Annotated in this window: 11 protein-coding genes; all 11 read right to left on the reverse strand. The window is 48.4% G+C overall.

Translation table 11 applies throughout. The features are described from left to right. Positions 1 to 135 precede the first annotated feature (135 nt). The 11 genes from H70357_RS25590 to H70357_RS25640 all read right to left on the reverse strand — a co-directional run bounded on the left by H70357_RS25590 (position 136) and on the right by H70357_RS25640 (position 13,665). Positions 136 to 2,361 (reverse strand): penicillin-binding transpeptidase domain-containing protein, encoded by a 2,226-nt coding sequence (locus H70357_RS25590; RefSeq protein WP_038595371.1) that lies wholly within the window; start codon positions 2,359 to 2,361, stop codon positions 136 to 138. Positions 2,362 to 2,404: 43 nt separating this feature from the next. Beyond that, complete coding sequence (locus H70357_RS25595; RefSeq protein ID WP_038595373.1) at positions 2,405 to 2,800, reverse strand: hypothetical protein; 396 nt, start codon at positions 2,798 to 2,800, stop codon at positions 2,405 to 2,407. 24 nt (positions 2,801 to 2,824) lie between these two features. Further along, positions 2,825 to 3,778 (reverse strand): 16S rRNA (cytosine(1402)-N(4))-methyltransferase RsmH, encoded by a 954-nt coding sequence (rsmH, locus tag H70357_RS25600; RefSeq protein ID WP_038595374.1) that lies wholly within the window; start codon positions 3,776 to 3,778, stop codon positions 2,825 to 2,827. A 43-nt stretch (positions 3,779 to 3,821) separates the two neighbouring features. Then, positions 3,822 to 4,259, reverse strand: coding sequence for a division/cell wall cluster transcriptional repressor MraZ (gene mraZ, locus H70357_RS25605; protein WP_038595376.1), 438 nt, complete (start codon positions 4,257 to 4,259; stop codon positions 3,822 to 3,824). A gap of 237 nt (positions 4,260 to 4,496) precedes the next feature. Beyond that, positions 4,497 to 5,768, reverse strand: coding sequence for an adenosylhomocysteinase (locus tag H70357_RS25610; protein WP_038595378.1), 1,272 nt, complete (start codon positions 5,766 to 5,768; stop codon positions 4,497 to 4,499). A gap of 300 nt (positions 5,769 to 6,068) precedes the next feature. Then, the gene (bshC, locus tag H70357_RS25615; RefSeq protein WP_038595379.1) at positions 6,069 to 7,700 is read right to left on the reverse strand and encodes a bacillithiol biosynthesis cysteine-adding enzyme BshC; all 1,632 of its coding nucleotides are present in this window, start codon (positions 7,698 to 7,700) and stop codon (positions 6,069 to 6,071) included. A gap of 218 nt (positions 7,701 to 7,918) precedes the next feature. Further along, entirely contained in the window at positions 7,919 to 8,839 is a 921-nt protein-coding gene (locus H70357_RS25620) for an ABC transporter ATP-binding protein (protein ID WP_038595380.1), read from the reverse strand. Beyond that, positions 8,836 to 9,831: an ABC transporter ATP-binding protein gene (locus H70357_RS25625; protein WP_038595381.1), complete on the reverse strand. Its 996-nt coding sequence runs from the start codon at positions 9,829 to 9,831 to the stop codon at positions 8,836 to 8,838. Before H70357_RS25625 ends, H70357_RS25620 begins: the two co-directional genes overlap by 4 nt. Before the next feature lie 13 nt (positions 9,832 to 9,844). Beyond that, positions 9,845 to 10,792, reverse strand: coding sequence for an ABC transporter permease (locus H70357_RS25630; protein ID WP_038595382.1), 948 nt, complete (start codon positions 10,790 to 10,792; stop codon positions 9,845 to 9,847). Between the two features lie 2 nt (positions 10,793 to 10,794). After that, complete coding sequence (locus H70357_RS25635; RefSeq protein WP_038595383.1) at positions 10,795 to 11,727, reverse strand: ABC transporter permease; 933 nt, start codon at positions 11,725 to 11,727, stop codon at positions 10,795 to 10,797. Between the two features lie 216 nt (positions 11,728 to 11,943). Further along, positions 11,944 to 13,665, reverse strand: a complete 1,722-nt coding sequence (locus H70357_RS25640) for a peptide ABC transporter substrate-binding protein (protein ID WP_038595384.1) — start codon at positions 13,663 to 13,665, stop codon at positions 11,944 to 11,946. Positions 13,666 to 13,712 lie beyond the last annotated feature (47 nt).

Raw genomic sequence — 13,712 nt, forward strand, 5'->3', positions numbered from 1 at the left:
TCTCATGACTATTCGGGACAAACAGGGCTTAGAACAGCCTGTACGATTGCCGCTCATACGCTAATCAGGCTAACACGGTTTTACCGCTGCCGGAACGGCTTTGGTTCACTTCTTTAAATAGCCTGAGATCCCCGGCTACTCTTCCGCTGCATCCTCCACCGGCTCCGTAACCGGAATATCCTCACCGTATTCATTGATCGGATTGAGCTTCAGAGTAACCAGTGGCTTGCCATTTTTGATGCCTTCCGTTTGCTCGGAGACATACCCTTCGCCATCCACTGCAATGCCGATCTTCAGAAGATTGAGAATTTCCAGTGCATCCCGCAGGGATTGACCGCGCAAATCCGGAATGGTCTGTTTCTCCCCCTGCTGAGTTAACAGGTAAATGCGCTGTCCTGTTGCAAGCACAGTTCCTTTCTCTGGGTACTGGCTGACCACAGTAGCTCCTTGACCCACCGTTTCAAAATCATATCCCCCATTGATGAGCAGCTCTCTGGCTGCCTTCACGGTTTTGCTGGTCAGATCAGGTGCCTTGCGCTGTACAGAGGCTTGCGCCTTGACCGTTTTCTTGCCGCTGTCGGTATCGCTCGTGTCACCCATTTTGGGCACGCCCATATAGGGCAGCGCCTGGGATACGATCTCCTGGAACACCGGGCCCGCTGCGATACCGCCGCCGGCAGCGTCGGCAGGCTCGTCAATAATGACATAGACAGCGATCTTCGGATCATTGACCGGTGCGTATCCGAGAAAGGAAGAGCGCACCTTGTCCCGGTCATAACCACCCTTGCCGTCAGGCTTGATCGCCGTCCCGGTCTTGCCCGCCACACGATAGCCCTCAATGTAGGCGTGTCTCCCGGTCCCATGCTGCAAATCCGCAACAACCTGCTCCAGATAGCTTCCGGTCTCGCGTGCGCTTTCCTTCGAGATAACCTGACGCACAACCTCAGGCTGGGTGACCGTTGTCTTCCCGGTATTCGGATCGGTAATTTCCTTGACGACATGAGGTACCATCAGCTTGCCGCCGTTCGCAATCGCTGCCACCGCCGTAAGCTGTTGGATCGGAGTAACGAGCAATTTCCCGTGACCGTAAGAAAGTGTAGCATTTTCCGACACATTGTTCGGGTCTGGGTTAACGAGCCCGATGATTTCTCCCGGAAGGTCGATGCCTGTTTTATCTTTGAAACCAAAATCAGTGATATATTGCAACAGCCTTTCCTTTCCAAGCATTTCATAGCCTAGCTTGACAAAAGCTACGTTGCTGGAACGTTTAACCCCTTCAAGGTAAGTGATTTCACCCCATCCTACTCTGTTGATATCAGGAATAGGCTTGCGCAAACCCTTGAGTTTGATTTGGCCGGACTTAAAATAGGCATTCGGATCAAAGAGGTTTTCCTCCACCGCACCGGCCAGCGTTACAACCTTGAACGTCGAGCCCGGCTCAAATCTCGACATGATGGCGTGGTTATAGAAGTCCCCCGGTTTCGTTTCCGAATTCCAGAATTCATTGGGATTGAAGGTAGGCAAATTGGCCAGGCCCAGAATCTCCATCGTGTTCGGGTCGGCGGCAATCACACTTATGGACTTTGGTTTGTACAGCTCATAAGCCTTTTTCATCGCTTCTTCGATGTAATACTGAATTGTGCTGTCGATGGTCAGCTTGAAATCACTGCCGTTCACGACAGGCTGAAAAGTATCCTGTGAGTCAGGCAGCTTGAATCCTTTGCCGTCACTCTGGTAATAGAGCTTGCCGTCGACGCCTTTAAGCTGCTTGTCGAAATATTTCTCCAGCCCCGCTATGGCAATACCGTCTCTGTCGGTATAACCCAAAATATGCGCGGCAAGTGTTTTCTTGGGATAATAACGTCTCTGCTCCCTGACCGTGCCGACGCCGGTTTCGAGAATATCATGCTCCTTGCGGAGCTTTTCGATAAAAGCGTCCACCTTGTCCTTCATTTCCTGGTCGATTTTCCAGCCTTCGGTACGGACCTCGCGATTCTTGAGAAAATTGCCTTTATCATCCTTGGCCTCAACCAGTATCTTCAACTGATCCACCGGCTTGTTCAGCAGGTCATGCAGACCCTGAATAACTTCTTCCCCGATTTTCAGTTCAGCAATGACCGCGGGGTCCACCACAACGGTATACGCCGGGACATCACTAGCCAGAACAATGCCGTTACGGTCTTCAATCGTTCCCCGCACCGCTTTAATAACCGATTTATGGGCCCACTGCTCGGCCGCCTTTTCCTGCCAGGACTCGCTTTGCAGAACCTGTATCCAGAAGACCCGGGCGACTAAAACAAGAAAAAAGAGGGTAATACACCCTCCTATAAACAGCGTGCGAAGTTTTATTCTTTTTACCATAAGGAAACCTCACAAACTCTATTATTGCGACTTCTGCCAATCGCTATTGGTTGTCTCCGTCAGTTGAAGTACTACCCACCGGCACATAAATAGTGGTATCCTCAGGCGGCTGCACGTATCCCAGCTTTTTTGCCTTCTCGATTACCAGCTGCTCTAAATTCTGCTTCTCCATCTGATATGTGGCAATCTGCTTTTTGTTGTTTGCAATTTCGCTGTCCAGCTTCTGAGCCTGCAAGTTCAAATCATAAATGTGGACGTAACGCCAAATCAGGGCGACAGCCACCAGCACGAATGCTCCCAGTGTCAGCATATACATCAGCTTCTCCTGCAGTGGAATCACCATCCGCCTAGTGACAACTTTTGTCTTCTCGCGGTAAAGCGGGTTTACCTCTTCTTTTCTCTTGGGTTGAACTGCTAAATTGCCGCGGGTATAGGCCATCTCTGACTCTCCTTTATCGTCTTTTTACAATTTCTCTGCAATACGCAGTTTCGCTGAACGGGCGCGCGGGTTAAGCTCCAGCTCTTCCCCGGAAGGAACGAGCGGCTTGCGGTTAATTAACTTGAGAGTACCTTCAGCGCCGCATACGCAAAAAGGAAAGTCAGGCGGGCAAGTGCATCTGCTTAAATAGCTGCTGAAGATTTGCTTGCAAATCCGGTCCTCCAGAGAATGGAAGGTAATTACTGATACCCTTCCTCCGGGTGCCAGGCAGCGTACCGCTCCATGAAGTCCTTCCTCGAAAGCGCCAAGCTCGTCGTTCACGGCGATTCTCAGACCCTGAAAACTGCGTTTGGCGGGATGTCCACCCGTCCTGCGCGCAGCTGCAGGGATGCCTTCCTTAATCAGCTCAGCCAATTCGCCTGTACTTTCTACCGGCTGTTCCTCTCTTCGCTCCACAATTTTGCGGGCGATCCGCCGCGAGAACTTCTCTTCTCCGTATTGGAAAAGCACGCGGGCGATTTCCTGTTCGGTCCATGTATTGACGATTTCGGCTGCAGTCAGCTCTGCGGACTGGTCCATCCGCATATCAAGCGGAGCATCGTGATTATAGCTGAACCCCCGTTCCCCTTCATCGAACTGGGGTGAGGATACGCCAAGATCAAACAGGATTCCGTCGACCTGGGGAACGCCATCTTTTTGCGGCACAAAAGGAAGCTCCTTCAGCACCTGCTCAAGATCGCGAAAGTTGGTCTTAACCAGAACAACCTTCTCCCCGTATTCAGCCATCTTCTCCCTCGCATTGTTCAAAGCCCACTCATCCTGATCCAGACAGATCAGCCGGCCATCGCCGCTAAGCTTGGATGCGATAAGAGAACTGTGTCCGGCTCCTCCGAGCGTGCAGTCAACGTAAATCCCATCCTTCTTGATGTGCAGCCCTTCTGTCGCTTCTTCCTTAAGCACCGTGATGTGGTGAAACAAGCTGCATCCCTCCAGGGCAGTATTCGAATTGTGTTTGTGTATGTTATAGATCAAAATTGAAATCCACCAATTTTTCGGCAATCTCGTTGAACGATTCCTCTGACTGTTCGAAGTACTGCTCCCATAGCTCCTTGTTCCAGATCTCCACCCGGTTCGAAACGCCCAGAATAACACAGTCCTTGTCCAGCTTGGCATATTGCCGCAAATTCCCCGGCAGATTCACCCTGCCTTGCTTGTCCCATACACATTCTGTCGCTCCTGAGAAAAAAAAGCGGCTGAAGGCACGGGCATCCGATTTCATCAGTGAAAGGCTTTTGAGCTTTTGCTCCATGATTCCCCATTCTTCCATGGGATAAACAAACAGGCAGGAGTCGAGGCCGCGGGTCGCTACGAAAGAGGTTCCGAGCAATTCACGGAACTTGGCCGGAATAATGATGCGGCCCTTGTCGTCAATGCTATGCTGGAATTCCCCCATAAACATAGTTTTACCCACCCCTTGCTACCGATTCCCCACTTTACCCCACTTTACACCACCTAAGCATAATAGATTCGCCATTAAAAATCAAAAACCTTTTTCCGCAGCAAGGTAATTTTTTCTTGTTTGTCAAGTCATCTCCTCCACAGGCACCTGACTCTATGCATTCACCCATCCGGATCAAAAAAAGAAGCCCGCACCATATACATGGCAACGGGCCTATCGATAAGGATAAAATACCGCTTAGTCGTTCAAATTCCAGCTGTCCAGATATTCCACCTGCGCTGGAGTCAGGCTGTCGATAGCAATTCCCAGACTTTCGAGCTTGTAGCGTGCCACCTGCTCATCCAGATCATAAGGAACATTCTCCACTTTAGCACCGATGCTCTTGTAATTATCATTCACATATTTAAGCGACAACGCCTGCAAAGCGAAAGTCGTATCCATTATTTCCGCCGGATGCCCATCGGCCGCACCCAGATTGACCAGCCGGCCTTCAGCCAGCAGATACAGCTTGCGTCCGTCCTTCAACTGGTATTCCTCGATATTTTTACGCACAGTGCGCTGAGATACCGATCGTTCCGCAAGTTCCGGTTTATTCACTTCCACATCAAAATGTCCGGCATTGCACATAATTGCGCCGTCTTTCATAACATCATAATGCTCGCCGCGGATGACATACCGGTTGCCGGTAACCGTAACGAAGAAATCACCGCGTTTGGCCGCTTCCAGCATCGGCATCACATGGAATCCGTCCATATGCGCTTCCACTGCCTTGATTGCATCCACTTCAGTGACGATTACGTTAGCGCCCAAGCCTTTAGCCCTCATGGCTACCCCTTTGCCGCACCAGCCGTAACCGACTACAACCACGGTTTTGCCTGCTACAATCAGGTTGGTTGTACGGACGATCCCGTCCCATGCCGACTGGCCCGTACCATAACGGTTATCAAACAAATATTTGCAATACGCATCGTTGACGGCAACCATCGGGAACTTCAGGATGCCCTGCTTCTGCAGTGCCTTCAGCCGAATGATCCCTGTAGTGGTTTCTTCGGCACCGCCGCGGATATTCTCCATCAGGTCGGGACGTTCCGAATGCAGCAGGGTCGCAAAATCCCCCCCGTCATCGATGATCAGATCCGGCTTACTCTCCAAAGCCTTGATATTCAGTGCCTTAAACTCCTCCGGTGAGGGATTATATTTGGCGAACACTGTAATGCCGTCTTCGACAAGCGCCGCGCAGACATCGTCCTGGGTCGACAGCGGATTTGATCCGGTTATTGTAACTTCAGCACCGCCCGCCTTGACTACCTTCGCAAGATAAGCCGTCTTTGCTTCCAGATGCAGCGTAATCGACACCTTCAGCCCTTTGAAAGGCTGCTCAGCTTCGAACTGCTCGCGGATACGGTTCAGCACCGGCATATGCTGGCGGACCCAGTCGATTTTCAGATGCCCTTCATGAGCAAGCGACATGTCTGCGACAATACTATTTTCTTTCGACATTGAACTCATTTATGAAACCTCCTAAAAGTTTTGTAAACATAGACTTCCTTGAACTATATAAGTTGAACTTTAGATTTACTGATCCGGCATTAGAACGCAACTGCGGTGAATGTTTGGACTTCCGGCCGCTGTTGTCTACAGATTTCTTGATTAATACCGCTCTTAGCGGTAGAAATCCGTAGACAAAGGCGGTCGCTATCGCTCCTACAGTTCCAAACTTCCCCTCCGCTGTTTAGCCTCTAGCTAGTTCTTTAGTTCAACTTATATAGCTTCGAACAAAAATTCCTTCGTAAGCTTACTTCTTTTTCCCTACATATAAATAATACGGTGCGTTCCGCTGAAGTCAGCGGGTATGGTCATCAGTTCGTCCAGCCAAGCCGGGCCGTAGCGGTTCAAGTAATACATCATATTGTATACTCTTTCCTGCGGCTTTCCCAGCGGCATGAGTGACAGCTCAATCCGTTCCCATTGGCGGAGCGCAGCTTCATTTTGTTTCTCCATGGCATCCTGGGCTTTTCCCTGTAAAAATGCAATCTGATCCAGGATCTTCTCTTTATTGTTACTGCCTAATTTAAGCAGACCGGCCTGAATCGTTCCGAGCTGTTCGATCAGCGGCTCATACATGGCGGAGAAGGCTTCCTTCGTTTCCTCGAACCGGCGGCCAAGCTCCAGTTCATCCTGGGCGGTGATCCATTCTTTCCGTTTCTGTTCAAGCCCTTGTCTTACATCCTCGAAGGTGAGGCTGTATTTATTCATATGCTTATGCAGTGTTCCTTCTATGACTGTAAAAGACATGCGCGGAAGGATCAGCGGCATCTGTCCGCCGACAACTTCGAAGGCATCGCGTGGAATGGCCCAATAGGCCAGTTCCCCTTGTCCCAGTACTGTGGCCAGAACCGGCAGGACATAATCCTGCATAAGCGGGCGTGTCAGCACATTGTTGCTGAAGCGTTCAGGATGATCTTCAAGCACTGCCAGCAATTCCTCCGGTGAGAAGGAGACGACACCCTTGCGATCAGTATATCGCCCATCCGCCTTATGCAGCAGCAGCCGCGCACCTTCATGTATATAGAAAAGATTCGCATTGCCGGAGGTCACATCTGCCTGCAGCTCATATCCTCCGTCAACTATACGCATTGCCGATTGTTTGTAGGCTGCTTCCAGCTCATCATTGCGTTCAATCAGTTTGGCAAAAAACGGCTTCTCCAGCTTGCGCAGTTCCGGATCGGCAGAATCCAGCAGAATCAGGCCGAATTTGCCGAATAACGAACCGATCAGCTTGGCAAAAGCATCGCTCATGCTGCCCGCCATTCGTGACGATTCACGGATAAACTCCATGATTTGCGGTTTGAATTCACTTTCTTGAAGCAAGCCATCCAGCTCGGCAATGACCTGCTCCCATCCCGATTCTTCCACCTTAATATTACTGACAGAAGAACGGGGGCCTTCAGCTTTGTCCAGCTTGATTCTGGTGATCTCCCCGGTGCGGTTTAAGACAAATGTATGATTAACCTCGTCCCAGTCATGATCTTCACCGGCAATCCAGAAGAGCGGCACAACCGGCCGTCCAAGCTGGGCTGCAGCTTCTTTTGCCGCCTGAATGGTGGTGATTGCCTTATATACGACAAACAGCGGGCCTGTAAACAGGCCGCTTTGCTGCCCACCGGTCACCACCAGCGTCCCTGGCTGTTCCAGCAGCGCCAGAGCATTCCTTACCGCAGAATGGGGATTATGCTGTTCGTTATAAAGCCGTAAGGCTGAAGCAATCTTAGTACGGTCAGCACGCTGATGTTCATTTGCATCCAGCCACGCTGCCCGTTTCTCCCGGCTGTCTTCATTTCTGAAATCCCCGCCGTACAAATGCTCTACCGTTTCATAACGGTCTATATAGTCGCGTGCGAGCGCAGATCCGCCCGGGATCGGTTCCGGTACTACTTCCATGTACAAATGCCTCCTGTTCAGCTATGCCTGCTATATGTAATCACAAGTTCGTAAACTCTTTATGATTGTATCCAATGTAAGTGTTGGCGTCAAAAAATAACTTAAGATTCTTATTACAAACAAAATTCCCTATACAAAAGGGGGCCGTGCCATAAGCCATTGTATGACTTGTGCCACAACCCCCTCTGTTTCAGTTATAAAAGAGAGCTTTGCTTGCCTTAAGCGAATGCTTTAGCAACAAAATGCCCCTTGGATACTTCTACAAGCTCAAAATCGGCGTCATTGCTCTTCTCGTTAGCCGAGTAAATCGGGCTGCCAAGCTCATCATGCAGATGAATACGTTTCTTATTGACTTCAATTTCCGGATCGGGAACTGGAATCGCCGATAACAGCGATTTCGTGTACGGGTGAAGCGGGTTCGCATAAAGCTCTTCGCTTTCTGCAAGCTCAACCATTTTACCCAGGTACATTACCGCCACACGGTCACTGATGTGCTTAACCATGGACAAATCATGTGCGATAAAGAGATAAGTAAGTCCAAGACGCTCCTGCAGTTCTTTGAGCAGGTTAACAACCTGCGCCTGAATGGACACATCAAGTGCGGAAATCGGCTCATCGCAGACGATGAACTTAGGGTTTACCGCAAGCGACCGGGCAATCCCGATACGCTGGCGTTGGCCGCCGGAGAATTCATGCGGATAGCGTGTAGCATGGTCATGGTTAAGTCCAACCATATCCAGCAGCTCTTCAATCCGTTTCTTGCGTTCTGCACGGCTTCCGGCCATCCCATGGATGTCCAGTGCTTCCCCGATAATATCAGACACCGTTAGACGCGGGTTAAGTGAAGCATACGGATCCTGAAAAATCATCTGCATGTCACGGCGCAGCGCCTTCATTTTGCCCGCGGATAATTTATAAATATCAGTGCCGTTGTACTTTACGCTTCCTGCAGTCGGTTCATACAAACGAAGAACCGTACGGCCGGCAGTAGTCTTTCCGCATCCGGATTCCCCAACCATACCCAGGGTTTCACCTTCGCGGATTGAGAAATTAATATTATCAACAGCCTTAAGAACTTTACCTTTGCCTACATTAAAATATTTCTTAAGACCTTCAACTTCAATCAGGTTCTTACTCAAACGAACTGCACCTCCTTGGCCATCGAATGCAGATTCCAGCAACGCGCCATATGCGTTTCGCTGAACTCTGTTGCACCGGGATCGATTTGTTCGCAGACATGCATTGCTTCACTGCAACGCGCTGTGAACGGACAGCCGATCGGCGGCTTAATCAGATCCGGGGGAGTCCCGATGATCGGAATCAAAGGCTCACCCTTCTTTTGGTCCAGACGCGGCATCGACCGCAGCAACCCCCTGGTATACGGATGCTGCGGATTCTTAAAGATTTCCCATCTGGTACCTGTTTCCACCACTTCACCAGCATACATAACGATGACCCGGTCACACATGCCTGCAACTACGCCGAGATCATGAGTGATCAGGATGATGGAGGTCCCCAGTTTTTGCTGCATCTCTTTCATAACATCCATGATTTGCGCTTGAATCGTAACGTCAAGCGCCGTTGTCGGCTCATCTGCAATCAGCAGAGCCGGGCGGCAGGCCAGTGCAATGGCGATCATTACACGTTGGCGCATCCCGCCGGAGAATTCGTGGGGATATTGGTTAAAGCGAGCCTCCGCATTTTTGATGCCAACTAATTTCAGCATCTCAATACCTTGCTTTTTCGCTTCGGCCGCTGACATATTCTGATGTTTGATCAAAACTTCGGTTATCTGTTTGCCCACTTTGATAGTTGGGTTCAAAGAAGTCATCGGGTCTTGAAATATCATGCCAATATCTTTGCCGCGAATACTTTCCATTTGTTTCATGCTTTTGTTCAGCAGATTCTGTCCTTGAAAAATAATCTCGCCCTGTTTCACTTTGGAGGGCGGTGTAGGGATGAGCCGCATAATCGACTGCGCCGTAACGCTCTTACCACTGCCGGACTCACCGACAATGGCTACCGTTTCACCTTTGCCTACTTCAAAATTCATACCGCGGACAGCCTGTACTTCTCCACCTTTTACAAAAAAGGAAACATGCAGATCTTTGACTTGCAGAATGGGTTCCATCAATGTTCACCTCCTATTTCTTCAGCTTAGGATCCAGTGCATCACGGAGTCCGTCACCAAAAATATTAAAGGACAGCATGGTCAAGCTGATAACAAGCGCAGGGAAGATCATCCGCCAAGGATAGTACATCCAGCCTGTAAGGGAGTCATTGATCATGGAACCGAGTGAAGCTACCGGTGCCTGTACGCCAAGTCCGAGGAAGCTGAGGAACGCTTCGGAGAAGATTGCGCTTGGTACGGACAACGTTACGGTAACAATAATAGGCCCCATTGCATTTGGAAGCAAATGCTTGAACAGCAGGCGTTTCCAGTCAGCACCCATAGAGCGGGAGGCCAAGATGAATTCACGGTTTTTGAGCTGCATAATCTCGCCGCGCACAATCCAGGACATATTGATCCAGCCTGTGATGGTCAAGGCAAGTATAATCGTCCACAGACTCGGTTCAAATACTACAAGCAGCATGATTACTACGAGCAGATAAGGAATCGAATATAAAATTTCGGAGAACTTGTTCATTACTGTATCGATGCGTCCACCGAAGAATCCCATGATCCCACCGTAAATAACACCAAAGATTAAGTCGATCATCGCAGCGGCAAGGCCGACAATCAGCGAGATCCGGGCACCCATCCAGGTGCGGACAAATACATCGCGTCCAAAATCATCCGTTCCAAACAAGTGATCCAAGGATGGTTTCTTGTTCGTACTCATCAAATCATTCGAATCATAAGTATAAGGAACCAAATGCGGAGCAACAATGGCCATAATGACAATCAAGATCATAATAACCAGCGCAACCATAGCTAATTTGTTCTGGCGCAGACGCTGCCATGCATCCTGCCAAGCGGAAAGGCTTTCGCGCTGAATCACTTCCGCTTCCTTCTCATCAATGCCGATTTTACGGAAATCTTCTGGCTTCAGGTCCACATGTGGAGCAACAGTATTATTATTTGCAGCCAACGTTAATCCTCCTTTCCTCCAGCAAGTTTAATACGTGGGTCAACAGCAACATAAGCGACATCCGTAAGGAAACGTGCGACCATCAAAATTACACCATAGAATATGGTGATACCCATAATAATCGGATAGTCACGTGTGTTAATCGCTTGAACGAACTGTTTACCGATACCGCCGATACCGAAGATTTGTTCAATGACAACAGAACCGGTAATAATGTTCGCGGTCATCGGTCCCACATAAGTAATTACCGGCATAATACCGTTGCGCAACACGTGGCGGGATAAAATCGACATCCAGCTGAGGCCCTTCGCCTTTGCTGTCTTGATGTAATCGGCATGAAGCACTTCAAGCATGCTGGAACGGGTAAGACGTGCAATGACTGCAATCGGCGACGCCGTCAGTGCCATAACCGGGAGGAAATAATTCATCGGTCCTTTAAAGCCCATGACAGGGAAAATTTTCCAGTGATAGGCCAGCAAATATTGCAGCAATGAAGCCACAACAAAGCTCGGTACAGCAATACCGAGAACAGCCAATATCATTGCGACATTATCGATCAATTTCCGGTGATGCAGAGCTGCAAGCATCCCTAGCCCTACACCTATAATAATCGCTACAATAATAGCCACAACCCCAAGCTTCAGCGATGAAGAGAAGGTTTGTGAAATAATATCTGTTACTTCCTGGTTAAGCATTTTCATTGAGATGCCCAGGTCACCTTTAATAATATTCTTCAAATAAATTACGTACTGCTCAAAGACGGGCTTGTCCAAATTATACTGCGCGTATAGACGCTGCAAAATTTGTTCAGGAATTTTCTTTTCTGCTGTGAATGGATCTCCGGGAATCGCCTTCATTAGAAAAAAGGTCGCAGATATCAATACAAACAGGGAAATAATCATGTGGAGAAATCTGTTGAAAATATAACGAACCATGCCCGCCATCACCTCCTTCGACAATATTTTTACTTACCTATTCTAAGGAAAAAATACTCATTTGTCCATTTAATCAAATTGTTATTTTTTCCAAATAATCTCATTTAATATCCCATACAAAAAAAAGGGATATATATGGAGTTCCACATATATATCCCGAAGTAATATAAAAACCTTCAGATATTATATTACTGTATTTTGTTGCAAGCTTTACTCTTAGTGTTCGAGCAAGTAAGCGCGGCTCAGGTCGATTGCACCGCTGAAGTCAAGAGTTACACCTTTAAGGTACTCTTTAGTCAACGAGTTGTTTGTGTAGTAATAGATTGGAATCAAAATCATATCATCCATAATCATTTTTTCTGCAGCAGTAAACTTCTCTTGACGAACAGCATTGTCTGAAGATTTTTTAGCTTCGTCGATCAGTTTGTCATACGCTGGGTTGGAGTAACCAGTATCATTGTTACCGCCGCCAGTTACCCACATATCAAGGTAAGTCATTGGATCATTGAAGTCCGCGGACCAGCCGGCACGTGCTACTTGATAGTTCTTGTTCTGTTTGTCTTCGATGAAGACGCCCCACTCTTTGTTCTCGAGCTTAACTTCAACGCCGAGGTTCTTTTTCCACATATCAGCAATGGCTACAGCGATCTTTTGGTGGCCTTCACTTGTGTTATAAGTCAGAGAGAAGCTCAGTTTATCCAAGCCTTCTTCTTTCAGACCTTCGGCAAGCAATTTTTTAGCGCCTTCCACATCTTCACTGAAGTATTGGGAATCAGCTACTTGAGCACGGTATTCTTTTTCATTGCTTTGGATGCCCGGAGGAACAAAACCGAATGCCGGCAGTTGTCCGCCCAAAGTGATATTATCGATGATTGGCTGACGTTGGATAGCCATAGCCAAGGCTTTACGGATTTTAGCATTTGTAAAAGGTTTTTCAGTTACATTGAACTGGTAGTAGTAAACGCTGGAAATACCTTTTCTTGAAAATTCTTTAGGGAATTCTTTCTCAACGATTGGCAGTTGCTCGGTTGGAATTTCACCAATCGGACCGCCTGCACGGTCAAGTTCGCCGTTTTTGTAACTCAGCAGTTCAGTTGCACCACTGTTTACGATGGAGAAGTTGATGCCTGCTGCTTTAATTTGATCTGCAGCATAGTACGATGGGTTCTTAACTACGGCCAGAGATTGGCCAGTTGTCCACTCAGACAAAGTGAAAGGTCCGTTAGTAATTTGGGTTTCAACCTTAGTTGCCCATTTTGGATCATTTGCAACGGAACTATGCACTGGGTAGTACGTATAGAAAGACAGCAGACCCAAGAAATATGGTGTAGGGTTGGTCAGTGTCACTTCAAGTGTTTTATCGTCAACTACTTTAACGCCAACTTGGCTGAAATCAGTGATTTTGCCTTCGTTGAAGTCTTTAGCACCTTTGATGTAGAACAATTGGTAAGCGTAAGGAGCGGCTTGTTCCGCATTCGGATCAAGGACACGTTGCCAAGCAAAGGCGAAGTCTTTAGCTGTTACAGCGTCGCCGTTGCTCCATTTTGCATCACGAAGTTTGAAAGTATACACCAGGCCGTCAGGGGAGATTTCCCAGGACTCAGCAATACCTTCTTCAGCTTGCCCAGTTTCTGCATTTTGACGAGTAAGTCCTTCATACAACAATTTCAGGATAGCATTGGATGTGCTGTCTTGAGCTTGTTGCGGGTCAAATGTAGGAGGCTCGGAGCTCAGGTTGATCTTAAGCGTTTGGTCAGCAGCTAACTTCTCATCGCCAGTTGCGTTTCCTGTGTTCTTGTTACCTGCGTTGTCAGCCGGCGCATTGGTCGGGCTGGCATTTTTGCCATTGTTTGCATTGTTTCCGCCGCAGCCAGCAAGCACTGTGCCGATGACTAAAACTAATGCAATCATGAGCAATAGACTTTTACTCTTCTTCATCTAGCAGTTCCCCCTAAATAGAATGTGGTATATGGTTTATGATTATA

The organism is Paenibacillus sp. FSL H7-0357 (genome assembly GCF_000758525.1).
GTDB lineage: Bacteria > Bacillota > Bacilli > Paenibacillales > Paenibacillaceae > Paenibacillus_AQ.

What these genes read in the sequence shown, in the direction of transcription:
- H70357_RS25590 (WP_038595371.1), bottom strand. Translation starts at nt 2,361, where the DNA reads ATGGTAAAAAGAATAAAACTTCGCACGCTGTTTATAGGAGGGTGTATT.
- H70357_RS25595 (WP_038595373.1), bottom strand. Translation starts at nt 2,800, where the DNA reads ATGGCCTATACCCGCGGCAATTTAGCAGTTCAACCCAAGAGAAAAGAA.
- mraZ (WP_038595376.1), bottom strand. Translation starts at nt 4,259, where the DNA reads ATGTTTATGGGGGAATTCCAGCATAGCATTGACGACAAGGGCCGCATC.
- H70357_RS25610 (WP_038595378.1), bottom strand. Translation starts at nt 5,768, where the DNA reads ATGAGTTCAATGTCGAAAGAAAATAGTATTGTCGCAGACATGTCGCTT.
- bshC (WP_038595379.1), bottom strand. Translation starts at nt 7,700, where the DNA reads ATGGAAGTAGTACCGGAACCGATCCCGGGCGGATCTGCGCTCGCACGC.
- H70357_RS25625 (WP_038595381.1), bottom strand. Translation starts at nt 9,831, where the DNA reads ATGGAACCCATTCTGCAAGTCAAAGATCTGCATGTTTCCTTTTTTGTA.
- H70357_RS25635 (WP_038595383.1), bottom strand. Translation starts at nt 11,727, where the DNA reads ATGGTTCGTTATATTTTCAACAGATTTCTCCACATGATTATTTCCCTG.
- H70357_RS25640 (WP_038595384.1), bottom strand. Translation starts at nt 13,665, where the DNA reads ATGAAGAAGAGTAAAAGTCTATTGCTCATGATTGCATTAGTTTTAGTC.